Annotated in this window: 16 protein-coding genes and 1 pseudogene; 1 reads left to right on the top strand and 16 read right to left on the bottom strand. The window is 63.2% G+C overall.

Features of this window, described 5'->3' with window-relative positions; translation table 11 throughout:
* Position 1 precedes the first annotated feature (1 nt).
* The 8 genes from traD to FAZ98_RS34875 all read right to left on the bottom strand — a co-directional run bounded on the left by traD (position 2) and on the right by FAZ98_RS34875 (position 9,542).
* Positions 2 to 1,873: a conjugative transfer system coupling protein TraD gene (gene traD, locus FAZ98_RS34910; protein WP_158959077.1), complete on the bottom strand. Its 1,872-nt coding sequence runs from the start codon at positions 1,871 to 1,873 to the stop codon at positions 2 to 4.
* Between the two features lie 5 nt (positions 1,874 to 1,878).
* A complete protein-coding gene (locus FAZ98_RS34905) occupies positions 1,879 to 3,300 on the bottom strand; it encodes a TraI domain-containing protein (RefSeq protein ID WP_158958925.1) in 1,422 nt (473 codons plus the stop codon).
* Entirely contained in the window at positions 3,297 to 4,346 is a 1,050-nt protein-coding gene (locus tag FAZ98_RS34900; protein ID WP_158958923.1) for a type IV secretion system protein, read from the bottom strand. The genes FAZ98_RS34905 and FAZ98_RS34900 overlap by 4 nt, the downstream gene beginning before the upstream one ends.
* Positions 4,347 to 4,354: 8 nt before the next feature.
* Entirely contained in the window at positions 4,355 to 5,098 is a 744-nt protein-coding gene (locus FAZ98_RS34895) for a type VI secretion protein (RefSeq protein WP_233273048.1), read from the bottom strand.
* An 11-nt stretch (positions 5,099 to 5,109) separates the two neighbouring features.
* Entirely contained in the window at positions 5,110 to 7,587 is a 2,478-nt protein-coding gene (locus tag FAZ98_RS34890) for a VirB4 family type IV secretion system protein (protein WP_158959073.1), read from the bottom strand.
* A 175-nt stretch (positions 7,588 to 7,762) separates the two neighbouring features.
* On the bottom strand, positions 7,763 to 8,095 hold the full coding sequence (locus FAZ98_RS34885) for a VirB3 family type IV secretion system protein (RefSeq protein ID WP_158958921.1): 333 nt from the start codon (positions 8,093 to 8,095) through the stop codon (positions 7,763 to 7,765).
* A complete protein-coding gene (locus FAZ98_RS34880) occupies positions 8,082 to 8,474 on the bottom strand; it encodes a conjugal transfer protein TrbC (RefSeq protein ID WP_158958919.1) in 393 nt (130 codons plus the stop codon). The genes FAZ98_RS34885 and FAZ98_RS34880 overlap by 14 nt, the downstream gene beginning before the upstream one ends.
* Before the next feature lie 21 nt (positions 8,475 to 8,495).
* Positions 8,496 to 9,542: a CpaF family protein gene (locus tag FAZ98_RS34875; protein WP_158958917.1), complete on the bottom strand. Its 1,047-nt coding sequence runs from the start codon at positions 9,540 to 9,542 to the stop codon at positions 8,496 to 8,498.
* A gap of 274 nt (positions 9,543 to 9,816) precedes the next feature.
* Between FAZ98_RS34875 and FAZ98_RS34870 the strand changes: the two genes are divergently transcribed.
* On the top strand, positions 9,817 to 10,002 hold the full coding sequence (locus FAZ98_RS34870; RefSeq protein WP_158958915.1) for a CsbD family protein: 186 nt from the start codon (positions 9,817 to 9,819) through the stop codon (positions 10,000 to 10,002).
* Positions 10,003 to 10,067: 65 nt separating this feature from the next.
* On the opposite strand, the gene FAZ98_RS34865 is transcribed toward FAZ98_RS34870, so the two are convergent.
* The 8 genes and pseudogenes from FAZ98_RS34865 to FAZ98_RS34830 form a co-directional block, all read right to left on the bottom strand.
* Positions 10,068 to 11,258 (bottom strand): vWA domain-containing protein, encoded by a 1,191-nt coding sequence (locus FAZ98_RS34865; protein WP_158959072.1) that lies wholly within the window; start codon positions 11,256 to 11,258, stop codon positions 10,068 to 10,070.
* Positions 11,259 to 11,277: 19 nt separating this feature from the next.
* On the bottom strand, positions 11,278 to 12,201 hold the full coding sequence (locus FAZ98_RS34860; RefSeq protein WP_158958913.1) for a hypothetical protein: 924 nt from the start codon (positions 12,199 to 12,201) through the stop codon (positions 11,278 to 11,280).
* A gap of 132 nt (positions 12,202 to 12,333) precedes the next feature.
* Positions 12,334 to 13,355, bottom strand: a pseudogene (locus tag FAZ98_RS34855) (ATP-binding protein).
* Positions 13,356 to 13,506: 151 nt separating this feature from the next.
* On the bottom strand, positions 13,507 to 13,719 hold the full coding sequence (locus tag FAZ98_RS34850) for a DUF3717 domain-containing protein (RefSeq protein WP_325073090.1): 213 nt from the start codon (positions 13,717 to 13,719) through the stop codon (positions 13,507 to 13,509).
* A gap of 302 nt (positions 13,720 to 14,021) precedes the next feature.
* Positions 14,022 to 15,542 (bottom strand): hypothetical protein, encoded by a 1,521-nt coding sequence (locus tag FAZ98_RS34845; RefSeq protein WP_158958909.1) that lies wholly within the window; start codon positions 15,540 to 15,542, stop codon positions 14,022 to 14,024.
* A 76-nt stretch (positions 15,543 to 15,618) separates the two neighbouring features.
* Positions 15,619 to 16,038: a hypothetical protein gene (locus FAZ98_RS34840; protein ID WP_158958908.1), complete on the bottom strand. Its 420-nt coding sequence runs from the start codon at positions 16,036 to 16,038 to the stop codon at positions 15,619 to 15,621.
* Between the two features lie 206 nt (positions 16,039 to 16,244).
* On the bottom strand, positions 16,245 to 16,721 hold the full coding sequence (locus FAZ98_RS34835) for a hypothetical protein (RefSeq protein WP_158958906.1): 477 nt from the start codon (positions 16,719 to 16,721) through the stop codon (positions 16,245 to 16,247).
* Between the two features lie 9 nt (positions 16,722 to 16,730).
* Positions 16,731 to 17,123 (bottom strand): hypothetical protein, encoded by a 393-nt coding sequence (locus tag FAZ98_RS34830; protein ID WP_158958904.1) that lies wholly within the window; start codon positions 17,121 to 17,123, stop codon positions 16,731 to 16,733.
* Between the last annotated feature and the right edge of the window lie 24 nt (positions 17,124 to 17,147).

Raw genomic sequence — 17,147 nt, 5'->3', positions numbered from 1 at the left:
TTTAGCCCTGAAGGATTGGAATACGGCCCTGATACACCGCGCCACCGGAGATACGCAGGAAGTACTGAAGGTTGGGAAGACGCTGGATCAGCGCGGTCGGGATGAGCGGTGCGGTCTCCTGCTGCAGCGAGCGTGTGATGCTTCCGTTGAACTCGCCCAGATGCCCCTCGCTGCCACGACTTGTGCCGCCCGATACCTGGATGTTGCGGATGACGGTGTCCCCTACCTTTTCCGAGAACCACTTCGCGGTGTCGGTGTCTTCCAATCTTAGGATGATCTGGTTGTTGAGATTGCCCAAAACCTGAAGCATCTTGGAAGCATTGCCGAGCTTCGCTTCGAGGTCGGAACGCGTCTGGAACGCCACAAACGCCTTGAAGCCCGCGCCGCGGCCCTTGTTGAGGATCTGGATGACCTGTTCGTTGATCGCCTCGGCCACCTCGTCGATCATCAGCACGACGTCGGGCGTTTCCTTGTAGAAGTTGTAGATCGCACCGCACACGGCAGCCACGTCCGCCAGCACCATGGACGCGATGGCCTTCTGGACGATCGAATTCGACAACGAGTCGAAGCCCATGTAGAGCACGGCCTTCTGCTTGATGATGCGATCGATGTCCCAGATTTCGCGCTCGTCCTCGAAGTCGTCGACCTTGGGTGCGAGCATGAGCCCGGTCTCCCCGGTGGCCAGCATCTGGAGCAGCGGCATCACCGACGCGATCACGCGCGTGTAATGGTCACGATCGTGCGTATGCGTGGCGATCAGGCCATCAATGGCCTCGTTCCCGTGGTCGTGGCGGGCAAACCGCTCGTTGTAGAGCAGCGCCATCGCGTCCACGGGCGTCACGCTGCCGGGGCGGCCGCCAATCTGGTTAATGGTCGTGGCAACGAGCTCCTCCCAGTTGGTGAGCCCCGCATCCTGGAAAAAGCGGGTGAGACTACGCTCAAGAAGGATGGCGACGCCAGCCTGGGCGTACTTCAGGATCGAGCGCAGGTTAGGCTTGTCACCGACATACAGCTCGCCCTTGACCGCGCGGTCGATGAACAGGAACGCGAAATCACGAAACGGCCCCTCTTCCATGAGCTGCGCGATGCGGCCGGGAATTTCCGACGGCTGCGACCAGTTCTCCAGCGGATTCAGGCGTATCGATTCCAGCGGCTTGGCCTGGCTGAAATAGAGGAACTTGCGCCCCGCGCGCGCGCATTCGCGCTCCACGCGCGCCTTCCAGTCCTTGTCGTTCTTCGGGTCGATGACGATCAGTACGTCGCCCAGATGAATGACCTGCGTCGAGATCACCTCGTACGTGCGGGTCTTACCCGCGCCCGTCGTGCCGCCGACCGCGGTGTGCGCGCCCATCGCCTTGTAGTGGAACGGCACCGTCACCTTGTCCGGCTCCATGCCATGAATCCACGACACGCCCTGCGGCTCGCGGTCCCGGATGCTGTCGGCCGGCGCGAAGATCTTTTCGATCGCTTCCTCGATCTGCCGGCCGTGGCGCGTCTTCCCGAGCCACTTCGGCAACCCCGGAATGTCGGTCGTGGGCATGCGAAGGATGTCGTGCGCGATCTGGCAGTGCTTCTGGGTCCATTCGAACCCTGTGCCGAGATACATCGAGTTCGACTCCGCCCGCATCTTCTTCTGCAGCGCGAACAGTCTCGATACGGGCAGCGTGGAGAGCCACTTGGTCGATATCGCCATGCGGAAACGCAGGGCTTTCCAGACCTGAGTGCCACGCAGCATTGCCGCCGCGAGGATGAGCAGTTCGAACGCCCACCAGTCAGGCATCCCCGAGACTGGCAGCAGGACAAACGCCAGCAGCCAGACGAGCCACGCCCGCGTTTCGTAGACCGGACGGAAATGGTTGATATACCCTGTGATCGCGTTCATGCGTCAGCGCGCTCCAGAATCAGCTCTCCGGCGCGCACCGCCAGCACGATCTCGGTCTGCACGTTCGAGACGACCAGCCCACGGCGGCGAAGGTGTTCAACGAGGGTGTCGCTCGCGACGCCGAAGCTGCCGACAAGGCGCTTCGAGATCGCCAGTCCCTTATCCGTCCATTCGACTTTCGACTTTCCTGTTGCGACGTCCTCGCGCAACGCCCTGAAGAAGTCGCGGATCATGTTCGGCATCCCCTGGAGCACCTCGTCGAAGGCCGCCGGCGGCGCGGCCGTCTCGACACGTGAAGTCGGCACGCGCATGGCCGAGGGATCCACGGGGGGCGGAGGCGTTATGTCTCCTGCAAACGGCAGCCCGAGTTGCGGATCATGCTTCGATGCCCCTCTCCCGGGCTCGCTGGCGCTTGCGGTCGCGTCCACTCCCCCATTCGCAGGCTCGGTGTCGGCCGGCCCCGTGGAGAGCTTCACGGCCGCTGCTCCTTCGCCTTCGGCGGCGGCCGCCGGTGATGTAGACGGCATCGCTTGCCCGGGCACCGGCGCATCCGGTGCGGCGGTCTGCAAGACGGCTGCACTCACAGTTGCAGCCGGCGGCGGCTGCACGTTTGCGGGTTCCGTCGCCGGCGCGGCTGAGGGAGAGGCTGCGGTTGCCGGCGCGGGCTGCACAGCCGCCGCGACCTGGACGGCGGTCGGAACCGCATAGTGGACTGGCTCGAATACGCCCTGCTGTGCCTTGCGGTCAAAATCGGCCGCGACACCGACGGCCTGGCGCACGACCTTGTGCACCAGCGATTCGTTGCCCTGTGGCCGGTCGACCGGATTGATCGCCCCAAAAAGCTCCGAGAGCACGGAGGCTTCGTATCCGGCCAGCAGCGACTGCTCGATCAGGTTCTGCGCGAACAGCGCCGTGCGCATGCGCTCGACCGGCAACGGCGTATCGCGCCGGTGCAAGGCATAGGTACTGCCAGCGAGCCACGGACCCAGTGCGCCGTGACCGGCCGGGTTCCACTGCGCCCGGTCGCTTTTGCGCGTCACGATGAAGTGCCGGTAAGGCTCGTCAAGCCCGGAGCACACCGCGGCGAGAAACACTGCATGGTTGTACTGCGGCTCGATCACGCGCCGCTTTTCCGACGGGAGACTGGTGCCGAACTTCTGCCCCCCGGCCAGCCGCATCGCATAGAAGGCCGTCTCGACCGTGCACCGGAACGCCCCGGCGGGCTCACGGTAGAGCGTCGGCGAATACGGAAGGCTCGAGAACCACGCGGCGCAACGCACGAGAACGTCACGCCAGCGCGTGCAGTAGTCCTCGTCGCGCGCCTCGTTGGCCGCCTGCCGGATGAGCGCCACGCGACGATTGTGTTGGTCCAGCAACGCCTCTGCATCAAGCGCCTCATACTGTCCCGGCGCGGTCAAAGTACGCCTCCGGTCGCGACACTCGCCGCCTTCTTGATGAGCGATCCGGACGCGTTGGCGCCCCCGCCGAACATGCCCGCCATTTTCGGGATCTCAAACGAGAGCAGGAAGATGAACAGCGACAGGTCCATGACGTATGTCGCACCGTACGACGTAGACAGGCCGTTCGCCGTCGCCGCCGTGATCGCGGCGCTTAGCGACCCCGTCACGAGGCGAGCGAGAATCGCACTGATGACACAGTACATGCCCGCACTGATCATCCAGTCGAGCCAGGTCTTGAAATACCCACGCGTGAAGGATGAGAAGCCCAGCGCCACCGCGATCTGACCCATGACGATGCCTGCAGCAGCCTGGATCTCCCCAAGGTTGTTCATGAACGCGAACACGACGCTTGTGAGCATCAGCACAATCCAGGCAATGCCGAGCGGTGCGAGAGAGATCGTCAGCGCGATGTATTCGTACCAGTGCGTGCCCTGATACGCCTTGATAGTTGCCTCAAAAGCAGCACCCGCGGCGGCCCCAATTGATGCCGAAACGCCCTGCCCGGCGCCCGCCTGGATGAGACTTGCCAGCGACTGAAACCAGTTATAGAACCCTGGCGCGAAGGTCTGGTAACCAACGTAGATCGACGCAAAAATGCCGAGGGTCGCCAGTTCCTCGAACACCGTGACCCACGCGGTCACGGGATCGCGTGTTGCCGCGTACCGGACAAATGCCAGAACGATCGTGATCAGGCCCAGACCCGCGGCAAACTTGTCCGCCTCCGGCTTCAGGCTCTGGCTGGCCGTGACCGCAGCCGGAATCACGGCATTGAAAAGGCTCGCGAATTGCGCAGACGCTTTGGCCGCGCCGTTTGCAATCTCGCCCGCCTTGACCGTGGCCCCCACCGTATCGTCGCCTGTCGAGGGCACACTGATCGTCGCGCCGCTTTGCGTGAGCGTGATCTGCTGGCCACCGGCCGGCGTGTCGTCAGCGCGTGCTGTCACGCTGAGTATGGCAAAAAAGCCGAGAGTGAGCGCGACCAGCAGCGCGCGTGTGATTCGCATGTCGCTTCTCAGTTCGTCGGTAGCGCGTCAAGTGCAGCACGCTCGGCGTCCTGCTGCGTCGTGAACGCCTGCGCTGCCGCAGCGCGGTTCTCCGCCGATGCGCTGCTGATCGCCTGTTGCTGGGCGTCGTTTTGCGTCTTCGCCGAGTACATGTTGAGCAGGTCCGACATCTGGCTCGACACGATATCGAGATAGTGGGTCGTGAGCTGGGCGGTGGCCTGCTGGGTCGGGCTGAGTGACAACTGGGTTTGCAGGTCGGCGCGGCGCTGGGCCAGCGTCTGCGTGTGCGAAGCCACATCGTTGCCAAGCTGGAAAAGGCGCGTTGCGTTGGCGTCACCCTGCTTGTACAGGCTATTCATGTCCGAGAGCCACTGCGACGGCGATTTGCCCGAAGTGGAGATGAGGTTCTGCACGTGCGTGATGTACTGCTCGCCCTGCTGAAGGTCGCCGTAAAGGCTGTTGAGCGTTGTGACATAACCGGACACCTGTTTGATGTCGGCCGTGATCTCGTCGTACTGCGCCTTCATCGCTGCCGGGTTCAGGTTGACGGCCTGAAGCAGCTGGTTCGACATCATCTGGTACTGGTAGAGGATGTTGGTGTTCTGGTAGATCTCGCCCTGCACGGCCTTCGCTGCCGTAATCATGTTCTGGCTGTAGTTTGTCGGATCGAACACGATCAGCGCATGAGCGGGCGACGCCAGGCCACCTACGGTGGCCAGCATAAAAACGGTGCGCAAAAGGATCTTTTTCACGGATTCACCTGTCATTCGAGAGTGAGCATTTCCTGCATGTAGTTGTCGCGCCAGTTCACAGCGCCCGACGCAAAATGCCGGTCGAGGATCGCCTGTGCGCGCCCGTCGGCGCGCAGCGCCGCCAGCGTCTCCTTATCGAAGCTCGTCTGCAGCATTCGCGAGCTGCCGGGCGTCACCCACAGGTAGTCGCGGTTCGGCACCGCATCGGCGATCTGGCCGATCTGGCCATCGGACAGCCCGAAGATGTCCGCGTACAGCGCGCGGTTGCTGCGCGCGTCCGGGTTCGCGAGATACACGATGTTCTGCAACTGCTCTTTCAGGATCTCGAAGTTAGGCACCCGCTCGAGCTGCTTGAGCGACTGGGTCGCGAGCGCGAGCATGGCGTTAAGACGCCGGATCGTCACCGCCCACAGCTCCAGGCGCGCGTAGAAGCGCGGATACATGAAGAAGAACCCGCACTCCTCCACTTCGATCACCGTGAAGCGCTTGCCGTCGAGCCATTGCGAGATCCGATAGAACGCGAGATCGGTGAACAGGAGCGCGGCTTCCGGGTTGTTCTGGAACAGATCGCCGCACTCGATGGACAGGTTCTCCGAGAGGGCGAACGCGTCATCGACGTGATCGAAGTACTGTCCGTTCTTCTCGCCCTTCGTCCAGATGCGAAGCCGCTCGCGCAGTTCGGCCGACAGCAGTGTGGTCAGATAGGAGAGCGTCCAGAATTCCGGATCGTAGCCATCGCCCAGCGTCGAAACCTTGGCGAAGATTTCGCGCTGCTGCTGCGGTGTGCACCGGAAGTCTTCATCCTCGATCGCCATCTGCACCCAGGTCGCGACATATTCGTAATGGCGGCTATCGGAAAGCAGGGAGAGCGGGTTCACGCTGGTCGCCGCCTGATAACGCCCGGTGATGTCGATGAAGTGGCCGTCCGAGAGCACAGTCGGTATGCGTGTCGAGCGTTCCTTGTCGAACCGGATGCGGCGCGCGTCGTGCCGCGCCATCTGCGACAGCAGGAAATTGAGCAGGATCGTCTTGCCTGCGCCATTGGGGCCAACGACGAGCAGATGCGCGCGGCCGCTCGGGTGATGCAGCACGACACGCTGGAGCGTGCGGTGCCGCGTGGGGAGCATCGTGACCGGGCCGGTCCTGCGGCCGAACTGCTGGGTCAGCCACTCGTTGACCTCCGCCCCTTCGGGCACGCCGCGCAGCGGCGCGACATCCGACACCGCCGCCGTCTCAACGAACTGGAGGCGCTTCTGCTGGTCCCATCGGCCCGGCAGGGTCGAGGCCCATGCCGCGCCGAGATTGCGTTCTTCGAGCACCACGCCAAAGCCGGCGTTGCTGATCCGGCCGACGACGTCGGACGTCGCCTGGTCGCACTCCTCCATCGTGTCGCCGTAGACGACAATCGAGATGTTCGCGTAGCCGAACTGCTGCCCGTCCGCCTGCAGGCGCGACAGTGCATCCTCGGCCTCGCCGGCTAGCGTCTCGCGGCCCTTGTCGTTCTTTTCCTGTTCCTTCGTGAGGTACTGCTTGACCATTGCCCACGGGTTGATTGCCGCAACCTTGTAGAACTTGCGCACGGACTTGATGAACTGCTCGGCGCGCGTCGTGTTCAGGAAGCGGTACATCACGCAGATATCGAGCTCGGCATCCACGTCGTAGAGCACGTCGAGCGCGGCTTCCTGGAACCCCAGCCATTCCTTCACGGCGATGATTTTCGCGAAGCGCTTGCCGTGCGCCGACTCGAAAAGCAGGTGCTCGGCGCCATACGTCACGACCGATTCGGTCAGATGCGTGTCGAGCATCGTCACCGGGTAACGCACGCGGCGCGGCGGCACGGACGGGTTCGCTGTCTGGTGCAGGTAAGCGAGCGCGTTTTGCAGCTCAAGCCGTTTCATCTTCAAACGGCCGACCCCGCCGCGCCACGCGTCGAGAATGCCCTCGAAGCGCCGGATGTCGGCCGTGATCTGGTCGATGTCGAAGACGAAGGCGTTGCGTGTGAGCAGCTGGTCGCGGATCGCCTCGAAGATCGCAACCGGCAACGGCTTGCCGCCCACCTTGAGGTGGTAGCCGACCTTCTCGAAGAACCGGTTGATGCCGGTTTCCGGTGTGAACGCGAGCGAGAGCGAATGCGAATTGCGGAAATACAGCCCGCTCTTCGTCATCTGCTGGTTGATCTCGTCGATACGGGCATCGAGCGGCGATGCGAAATCGCCCTCGATCGCGCCCTTCATCCGGCGATGCGAGAGCCGCCACCAGGCGGTCACGCGGTGATCGAAATTCTTGCAGGCGTTATCGAGATTGTTGCGGGCTGCGGTGATATCCCCCACGTTCGGGCTGTCGGCGTCGATGCCGTCGAACGTGAACGAGGTCAGTAACGAGCCGTCCTTGCCCAGAACAAGCTCGGGGGTCACCATCGTCGCCCACGGCGCGATCTCGTGAATCGGGCCACGCTTGAGCGCGCCGAGCCGTGCGGGTTTCAGCGTCATGGGGCGAGGTCCCCGACAGCGGACTGCACCGCGCTCTGCGTTGTCGGGCCAAACCCCACGAACGTGCACAGCGCGAGCATGGAACCGGCCGGACAAATGAGGTGCTCGGGCGTCACGACGACGGGCGTGACGGGCGACGCAGCGTCTTCGCCGGTGGACGTGCTTTTTGAAGGCATCAGCATGAAAGATCCTGATCGAAGCCATACGGACGGCGGAAACGCGCCGACGACCGGTGCATTGGCGACGGCTCATGCACGTCGGGATAGCGGCCATAGACAATCAGCACCAGCCGCCACCACGGATCGCGCGCGCTCATCCAGCGCAGGAACACGTGCACACCGACGCCGAGGGCGAGAAACGCGGGCAGCATGACGAGATCGAAGCCGCACGAGTAGCACAGCAGCACCGTGATGAGACCGTTGCCCATCGCGAGCACTCGATCCGCACCGCCGATCTGACGCGGCAGCGACAGCGAGCGGCTGACCTTGACGCGCTCACGTGCAGACATAGCTGATCTTGAAGTGGTTCTGCAGGATCGGCACCGCGCAGGCTGCGAAGCCGATACCGGCAAGCGCGGTCGACAGGACCTTGGCGATCGTGCTCTCCGACGTTGCAATCGCGATGAATGCAACGATGATCACCACCAGACCAATACCGAAGAGCCACGGGCCGCTGATCCAGCTGGAAACCAGGCAGATCACATCGGTCGCGGAACCCAGATCGGACAGGTCGACGGCATTGGCCATCGGCGCGATCATGCTCAAGCCCGCGGCAATGAGCGTCGTGCGGATTTCGCGGCGTGCGAGCAAGTGTGCGCATGCGGCTCGCGCGCTGGCGACTGCGCAAACGGCGGCGCGTCGAAGGGGGGACAGCAAAGGGTACTTCATCGTATGGTCCACTCCGGTGGTTTAGAAAACGCGTTTGAGGTTGTATTGCCCGTTGTCCGACCCGCGGACTTCGAGAATTTCGGAGACATGCCGCAGCTCGCCCGTGCGGCGCATGTGGATGACGTAATCGAAGCAGCTGGCGATGTTCTCGCGCAGATCGGCGATATCCCAGCGCGTGCCTGGCGGCACGCCGAGCATCGCAAGGCTCTCCAGCCGTCGCAGACCGCCACGCGCGTCGCTCGAATGGATCGAACCCAGGCCACCGTCGTGGCCGGTGTTCAGCGCCTGGATGAAGTCGTAGGCCTCGCCGCCCCGCACTTCGCCGACCACGATGCGGTCGGGACGAAAGCGCAGGCACAGCGCGACGAGCATCTGTGTGGTCACGCCCGTGTCGGCATTCGAGAGCAGGCGCAGCAGGTTCGGCACGGTGAGCTTGAGTTCCGCCGTGTCCTCGATGGTGATGACGCGATCCACATCCGGTATCTCGGCGCCGATCGCGTTCAGCAGCGTGGTCTTGCCCGAAGAAGTACCGCCAGCCACCAGGATGTTTTTGCGGGCGCGCACGATGTCGCGCAATGCCTGCCTGAGATCGTCGTTCTGCGCGCCGGGCGGCAAGAATTCGGCCTCCTTCGCCGTTCGCGCGTGCACAAGCGAAAACGCCCCTGCGCGGACGTAATCGTCGAGCGACAGGTTGCGGTCCCGGTGTTTGCGGATGGCAAACGCGTCGCCATTGATGGCCGTCGGTTGCATGACAGTCGCGATACGCAGGTTGGCATGGCCCGCGTTCAGGATCCCCTGGGCGGTCCCTGCCTTTGCGGACTTTTCGACGGACGACGCCAGCGCGTGGATCGCGCCGTTAAGCATCGCCGGATGGATCGCGAGATCGAGACGGCACAGCGCGCCGCGGCGCTCGATCCAGATATCGTCAGCCCGATTGACCATCACCTCCGCCACGTCGGGGGCAGCCAGGTATTCGGCCAGTGGCTTGAGCGATGCAAAGAAGAGATCGACCGCACTCTTTTCGAGGCGGTTGAATCGCAGCAGCGGATTGTCGGCGAGGTCGGACATGCAGCTATTTTTCCGGCGCGGCGACGCCACGGAAGACCAAAAGGGTCGCCATATTCCACAGCTTTTTTGTATTTCGTCCCCCTTCGCCCCCGGGCTCCAGAGTTACCGGGTCCGGGTGCATGCGCCTGCTGCGCTTTTTGCGGAAAGCTCCACTTTTTGTGCAGCTTTCCGGCCATCCGGATCGCATGCCGAGCCGTCCTGATTCACGCGGGAACGATGCATGCGGTATGGCTCACACCGCGACGCTCGTGTCGCCTACTACTGGAGAATCATCATGAACAAGGATCACGTCGAGGGAACCGTCGAGAAGGTGAAGGGCAAGGTGAACGAGGCCGTCGGCCGCGCCACGGACGATCCGGAGCAGGAGCTCAAGGGAGACGTGCAGCAGGCCAAGGGCGAGGCCCAGAAGAAGGTAGGCGACCTGAAGGACGCCGCTGACGATCTGAAGAAGGATCGCTAAGCGCTTTGCAGTCGCGAAAAGCCCGGCTCAAATGAGCCGGGCGTGGAGAAAAAAAACTTTCTGGGTCAGACGATCACCTCCACGACTTCACCGAACGGCGCCAGCCGCGCGCGCCGCAGCGGGGTGGTCGATGCCCACAGTACGGGATACGACGGCATCGCATCCGGGAACCGGCCCTCCATGTCCGTCAGGTAGACGAGGAACGCCGGATTGAAGCCTTCCTCCTCCAGCCGTCGGAACGGATCGACGAACGACGTTCCGCCGCCGCCCCTCACCGGCGCCAGCTCGATCGGGTCGCCCCGCTCGAACACCTGCACCTGCGTGACGCGTGTGTCGCAATCCATCACAATCAGCCGCGCTGGCCGTACGACTTCAGCGACGTGCACGATCTCGGCCGCAAACTGCGCCTGCGTCTCGCCAAACACCGAGCCACTGCTGTCGCGAACGAACACCGCATCGCCCACTGCCGGCGAGTGCAGCGACGGCAGATAGAAGCCAAGATGCAGATAGCGCCGGTTCGGCATCGCGAAGCTGTAATCATCGTTGGTCACTTGCTGCGCGAAACGCATGAGGATCGAACGCCAGTCCACCGACGGCTCAGCCGCTACCGCCACCATCGACTGCATGGCACCGGGCAGCTTGCCGCGCATCTTCGCCGCTTTCGCTGCCTGAAGCGTGGCCACCTTCCATTCGGTCTCTTTCACCGGTTTGTCGGGCCCCGGATAAGGGCGGACCTCGCCGCAGGAAGGGGCGTCGGGTTCGGGAGCCGCTGACGGTGTGTTCGCGCCGTTCGCGGGTGCCGGCTGTTCGCCCGGGGCTTGCGCCCCGGGTTTGCCGCCAGACTTCTCCTTCTCCTTCTGTCTCGTCTCCTGCGTGAGGACCGCGTAAATCTCCTCGGCCGACTTGCCATGAAAGCGCGCGTCGTCGAGGTGACCAGCAGGAAGGAGCATGCCCGCCTGCTTCACGATCGGGTTGATCGCGTAGTCGCAGGCCTGATCCCACCGCCTGCCATCGCGCGAGCCCTGCCGGAAGCAGTGCCCGTTGGCGACATGCAGCACCTCGTGGGCCAGCGCGCCGCGACACTCGAGATCGTTCAGCGTGGCGAGGTACGCCGGGTTGTAGCCCAGCGCCGCCCCGTCCACCCAGAATGTCTTGCACGTCGCGTCTTCGACGATCTTCAGGCGCAATGCGAGCGCCCCGAAGAATGGCTGGTCCAGAACGAGCGCCGCGCGCTGCTTCGAGATCCGTGCATCGATACGGGAGTTCATACCGACCTCACGCGGCAATGCGCAGATTCGTTGCGGTACGCGCAGTGCCCGCCGCCGGCATCGCCGACTGCGGCTTGCCGCCCATGAACGCCTCCATCAGTTCCTCGATCTCGTTGGCCCTGGCGGCCACCTGCGACCGGAGCACCTCGGACTCCTTCAACTCCACGCCGGTATGTACCGCCAGATGCCGCTGTGCCTGCTCCAGAATGTGGTTCAACTGCGCGTCGTTGCTGAAATTCAGCTTCGGCAGCAGTCCGCACAGTTCCCGCACGTTGTCGGCCACGTCGATGCGAACCCCGCCCGCCGCATACAGCCGGTTGGCCATCGCGGACACGGCGTCATAGAGGCGGCGAACAATGTCCTGGTTCGCGTGTTCGATCGACCGCAGCGCATGCTGGTCGATCTCAGTGCGCAGGCTCGTAAGCACGTCCTCGGGCAGGTCGACACCGAACTGGCTGGCATCGGGAAACGGCAGCACCGACATGCGGACACCGAACTTCTCGCCAAGCTGCGCGAGCGTCGGATAGTCCGCCTCGTTGAACAGGCCGTTCATCTCCAGCCGGGCCTGTTCCTTGAGGTCCAGATAGTCGGTCAGGAACACCTGCACCGCGAGATCGAACTCGTCTTTCATCCGGCGCATCTGCGCCGCGAAGTCCATGTAGATCCCGGTCGGCAGCAGACGCACCGACAACTGGTTGTATTCCAGCGTGTGGTCATAGAAGTAGCGACGGATACGGCCGCCGAGCGACACGACTTCCTTGAAGCTGGAAGCGTTCTCCGGCAGCAGGCGCTTGTTGAAACGGCCGATGCCCTTGGTGTCGTGACGGCTTTCGACTTCCTCGGTGACCTTGAGATCGAAACGGCGCGCGACCCACGACGAGATCGTGACCGAGCAGAGCATGACGCGCGATTGAATATCGGTGATGTTCATGGAATGACTCCAGAAAAAAGGGGTATGGATAAATCGGAAAGGGAAATGGGGATGCCGGAGCGTGCCCGTGAGAAGAGCGCGCCGCCGGGCAGAACAACGAAGAAAGGGAAATGAAGCGAAAAAAACGGAACGTCAGCCGTGAATCAACTTGCCGACCGGCCCACCCTGCGCCTTGATGAAGGCATGGGTGTTTGCGATCGCTGGCGTCTTGCGCAGCGCGTCGGTTACGAGCAGCGCCGCGAACTCGTTCAGCCCGGCACCAATCAGCCGTTCGGTATAGGTCACGATGCGTTCGAAATTGCTTTCGTTCGCGTACATCGCGAGCGCCGCGCTGATCGCGTAGAGCGCAGACGGCGCCTCGGGAATCGGCGCGACGTCGGGCGTGGCGAGAATCACCGCCGGCGACGGCAGCTCACGGTAAATCTGGATGAACGCCATCAACTCGGTGGCCGCCCCTTCGCCCACGGAACCCGCGTGCGAGATCAGCTCCAGATCCTTCGGCACCACGCCCATCGTGCGCGCCACAAAGCCCCAGCTGCGCGGGCTCGGTGTTGCCTCGATATCGCGCGACGTCTTGTGGACCGACAGCAGATCCGGCCGGAAGCGCAGGAAGGCAATGAGCTCCGGCGGTACGTTGTTCGCGACCGCCCGGGCTGTCCATTCCTCGATCGTGGCCTCGAGCTCCACCACGGTGGCGAATCCCGGCGCGGATCGAGAATGCCGCTCACGCCAGCGTTGTCGTTGCGACGGTTGGTGGCCGCAAGAAACCAGACGTTATCGGGAAGCTGGTGCTCGCCGATGCGACGGGCGAGCAGCAGCTGCATCTTCGCGGCCTGCACAGCTGGCGAGGCCTGCCCGAGATCATCGAGAAACCAGATCAGAGGGCGCTTGCGCGGTTGCAGGGCGCGCTCCAGATCGCCGAAAGGCAGGAAGCGCGCGGACTGACCATCCGGCGCCGCGAACGGCAAACCTTTCGAGTCCGTCGGGTCTTCGACAACCGGATGGCTGATGAGCAGATCATGATCCAGTGCATCGGAGACCTGCGCGACGATATCGCTCTTGCCGATGCCAGGCCGCCCGGTAATGAGGACCGGCAACCGTTTCGGGACGTAAGCGGTCAGGAGGGAATTGAGCTGGGAAGCATTGACTTGCATGGAAGGTTTTCCTTGAAAGAGAAAACCCGCGCGAGTCACGTCCCCGGCGGGAGCGTGTCCCGGCGGGGTGAGTGGAGGTGCCGCGTGAGCGGCGGTTCGATGCGCCCTGTTGTCTGGGGCGCGAGAAAGCAGCGAATGAAAAAAGCTGTAGTTACAGCGTGACCGCAAGCGCGTCGCGTTGCTGCGCGCTGAGCGCCGAGAATTCGACGCTCGTCTGCCTGCGGTAAATCATCATTCCGTAGACGTCGGCCAATGCACGCGCCTGCGCGCATAGCACGAGATTTTCCGGGTCGATATCCGGCGAGACAGGCAGACTGCGCTCACGCCAGTGATTAATCGCGCTTTCGATCTGCGCGATGGTCACCGCAGTCACCGTGAGAGGTAAGGGGGTCATGGGGTTGCTCCCTTCAAAAGCCTTGGGAGACGCCGCGCCGTAACCGGGACGGGGTCCCTTGCAGGCACGTAAATGGGTCGGCGATGCCGACAGTTCGATGCGTCGTGGACGCGGGTGATAACGCCAGTTTAGGTGTTCGGGAAAAGCCGCCAGCGTTCAATGGTGATGAATTCGCTATGTCTTTCGCGCGACGGGGTAAAAGTGCGGACGAAAAAAAAGACCGGCGCGGGAAGCGCGCCGGTCTGGTCAAGGGATGATAGTGACAGGATGGTTCACGCTGCGCGGCGTTCGAGACACGCGCGGGCGTATGCGAGCGTGCCGTCCTTTGCGCTCAGCCTGCGCGCGGTACGTTCTTCCCCGCGCACCAGTGCATAGCACAGGACCGCACCGCGCCGGAAGCTCCGGATCGTCGAGAAGCCATCGCTGATTGCACGATCGACGTGATCGACGCCCGTGATCTCGACGCGTTGCGGGCCCATGTAACGCGCCTCAAGGGCCGCGTCGCGCGCTTCCTTCAGGTCACGCTCGGCATCGGCCGCCGCCTTGCGTTTCTTGGCATCGGCTTCCCAGCGTGCCTGCGCGGCCGCATCGTATCCGCACATCATGAATACGGCACGGCGACGGGCGGCCGACCGGACACCTAGAAACTTCACACCGAGCACCTCGTGAAAAGCCGTCTTGCTGGCCTGGTTGTGCTCGTCGGACGTGTCCAGCACTTTCAGCAACGCCTCGACGTCTCGGCTCGCCAGTGCACGGGATAGCCGGTTGCCGTAGGCGAAGGTATGTCTGCCGCGCTCAAGCCGTGCAACATCGCACCGATGCCGGTACGTGCGCTGACTGATGCGCCCTGCCTTCAGTTCGTCATCGGCGTGTCGCAACGAGCGCTTCATGACAGACCCGGCGACCAGCTCGCGTACGCGCTCAGCGAGTGGCGTGACCGGCTGTCCAACGTCGACGGGCACGTTGAAGGTGTCAGGCAATGGCAAGTCGTCAATCAGGCCGTGCGCGTGCAAAACATCCTCCGCCTGCGGATACGCCGGCTCGTCAGGCAGCAGGTGCGCGAGCATCGTGACGATGTCCGCATTCTGCCCGTCGATCACCTTGCCGTTATGCCGCATGACAGATGCGATCGTGCGCAGCTTCGGTCCGGCGATCGCGCCACGAAGGGCAGGAAGTCGAAGTAGCGGATCGGCCCACTCGACGTAGCGCAACGCCTCCGCATCGCTCCGATAATGCTCCAGCACCGCCTCCGGAACCGGCAGACCGGCGAGCAGTGCGTGGGCCACGTGAAGCGCGTGACGGCTGTGGCATTCGCGCGCGCCCGGCAGCTGCGGACCGCAGTAGCCGAACCCGAACAGTCGGGTCATGGTCTGGATGCACAGGTCCGACAGGTCGAACCGAAAACCCGCGCCGCGCGCGCTCTCGTTGGCCGCGTCGATCTGGTCGGACGACAGCAACAGGTTCGGCTTGCGGCAGAGTTCAACGAAATCAAACAGAACGTCCCAGTTGCTCGCGAGAACTTCCCACGGCGCGCGGTGCGTTCCGTCGGCTCGCAGGAAAGCGCCCACACGCCGGATTTCGAGCAGCATCTCGTTCACGATGCTGTGCGTCGTACCCGGCATGCGCAGGGCGAGCGCGCCGTTGTAGCGCGTGATGCGCTCGCCTGCCGCGGCACCGCCAAGACGGATAAAGCAGGTGTCGAGCGTGCGCACGCGTTCGTCGTTGAACAGCCGGAAAACGCCTGCGAGTGTGGGCGACGTGAGTACAGCGTCAGGAAGGGAAAGCGAATACATGGATGATGAGCTCCAGAGGCGCGAGACATCACCCATCGGGGCGATGCCCCGCAAGGGAAGGAATTAAGAAAGTGCGTCAGTCGATATCGAGCATGCGTGATGCAGCGGCCGCAACGCTCCATGCATGCGAGCGCGTCAGCGTCTTGATGCGCACGAGCGGCACGCTGGTCCAGTGACCGCCATCGCCGACCTTCTGCAACTCGACGTGATCGATCTGGACAAGCCAGCCTTCGCAGTGACCGGTCGACACCGAGACGCAGAGGCGTCGCCGATTGTGCAAGTCGCCGGGCTCGGGCCATGGAGCGTCTGCTTTCAGGCCGCGCACCGACTCATGCGCGTCATCGACGAAGTTAGCGACTACGACCCATTCCGGTTCGAGGTCGGCAGCTCGCAGGTGACGGCCGATACGATCGACCACCTGGCCTACGGTTTTGCCGAGCGAATCGAGAGCCGCAGGCGCGAGAGCGACGGGTAAATCCAGTTCAACAGTGCTCATTGAAAACGGTCCAGAAAAAGAAAAAGGGCCACACCGTGAGGTGCAGCCCTTCAGATTTGCAGATCGTCGGCTCAGCCGACGTCGTCTATAACAGTGTCAATGCCCACGACGTTCGCGGTCCGCCTTGCGACCATTGTGATTCATGACCATACCCAAAGCGCACAACGCGAGGGAGACACCCAGTGCTGCGAAACTCCAGCCCATCGCTATTCTCCGTCCATTGAAATAATGCCGATGTAAAAGAGTACCACGGCCGCCGCGCACAGATTCACCAGAGAGAGCGCGTTCTGTACGGTCCAGACGTTCGTGGAATGCCAGAAGCCGAATCCTCCGATCGTCGCGCCTGCCGAAAGGGTGTGCGCGAAACGACCGAACTGCTGTCGCTGGTCCTTCGACGGGCGACGAACGAGCTCCACGAGTTCTGCGAAAAAGCCCTCCGACTCGCATGGCGGTAGCTCGTGCGATGTCAACCTGAAGTCTCCTCCCGGAAGTACCTCAGCTTCGATAGTCCGGCCGCGGCACGTCGCCGAAACCACCGGCGGCGCCTCGGTCACATCGAGCTCGCGACAAAGCTGCTTGAGCCGTTCGGAAACGTGGACGACGCCCGAATCAGCATCCCACGTGGCACCGTCCGTAATCGCGAGGCCGCCCGGGAACTCGATCCTGATCGTGATGATCTCCATCGGCTTCCCCTAGCGTCGCTCGCTGTCCAGACCATTGACCAGACGCAAGGCGCCGAGCAACGACTCGAAGCCTTCGCGGGTTCCGAGCTGTTCGGCGCTCACGGCATTGTCGCCGCCGCCCGACAGGTCCGCGTAGCCGCGACGCGTGCGGAACGACATGCGCACCGACTGGTTCACCGGTAAATCCGAAACTTCAACGATTAGCCGCGCGGTGCCGAGCGTCACGCGGCAGCCTCGATTCTGGCAGCGCGGAGCGACCGTGATTTCGTGCTCGCCGGCGCGCAGACGCAATTCACCCGCGACGCGTTGCAGGAAGCCGCGGGCACGACGGGTAAAGCGGGCGTCACGCGCCTCACCCGCGCCATGGCGGTCGGCGTGCATAACGCGATTGACATGCTTCATCTGAATCTCCAGAAGTAAAAAAGC

The organism is Paraburkholderia acidisoli, assembly GCF_009789675.1.
GTDB lineage: Bacteria > Pseudomonadota > Gammaproteobacteria > Burkholderiales > Burkholderiaceae > Paraburkholderia > Paraburkholderia acidisoli.
This window is presented reverse-complemented; position numbering and strand designations above follow the sequence as displayed.

What these genes read in the sequence shown, in the direction of transcription:
- FAZ98_RS34830 (WP_158958904.1), bottom strand. Translation starts at nt 17,123, where the DNA reads ATGAAGCATGTCAATCGCGTTATGCACGCCGACCGCCATGGCGCGGGT.
- FAZ98_RS34845 (WP_158958909.1), bottom strand. Translation starts at nt 15,542, where the DNA reads ATGTATTCGCTTTCCCTTCCTGACGCTGTACTCACGTCGCCCACACTC.
- FAZ98_RS34870 (WP_158958915.1), top strand. Translation starts at nt 9,817, where the DNA reads ATGAACAAGGATCACGTCGAGGGAACCGTCGAGAAGGTGAAGGGCAAG.
- FAZ98_RS34860 (WP_158958913.1), bottom strand. Translation starts at nt 12,201, where the DNA reads ATGAACATCACCGATATTCAATCGCGCGTCATGCTCTGCTCGGTCACG.
- FAZ98_RS34835 (WP_158958906.1), bottom strand. Translation starts at nt 16,721, where the DNA reads ATGGAGATCATCACGATCAGGATCGAGTTCCCGGGCGGCCTCGCGATT.
- FAZ98_RS34890 (WP_158959073.1), bottom strand. Translation starts at nt 7,587, where the DNA reads ATGACGCTGAAACCCGCACGGCTCGGCGCGCTCAAGCGTGGCCCGATT.
- FAZ98_RS34880 (WP_158958919.1), bottom strand. Translation starts at nt 8,474, where the DNA reads ATGAAGTACCCTTTGCTGTCCCCCCTTCGACGCGCCGCCGTTTGCGCA.
- FAZ98_RS34900 (WP_158958923.1), bottom strand. Translation starts at nt 4,346, where the DNA reads ATGCGAATCACACGCGCGCTGCTGGTCGCGCTCACTCTCGGCTTTTTT.
- FAZ98_RS34875 (WP_158958917.1), bottom strand. Translation starts at nt 9,542, where the DNA reads ATGTCCGACCTCGCCGACAATCCGCTGCTGCGATTCAACCGCCTCGAA.
- FAZ98_RS34885 (WP_158958921.1), bottom strand. Translation starts at nt 8,095, where the DNA reads ATGTCTGCACGTGAGCGCGTCAAGGTCAGCCGCTCGCTGTCGCTGCCG.
- FAZ98_RS34840 (WP_158958908.1), bottom strand. Translation starts at nt 16,038, where the DNA reads ATGAGCACTGTTGAACTGGATTTACCCGTCGCTCTCGCGCCTGCGGCT.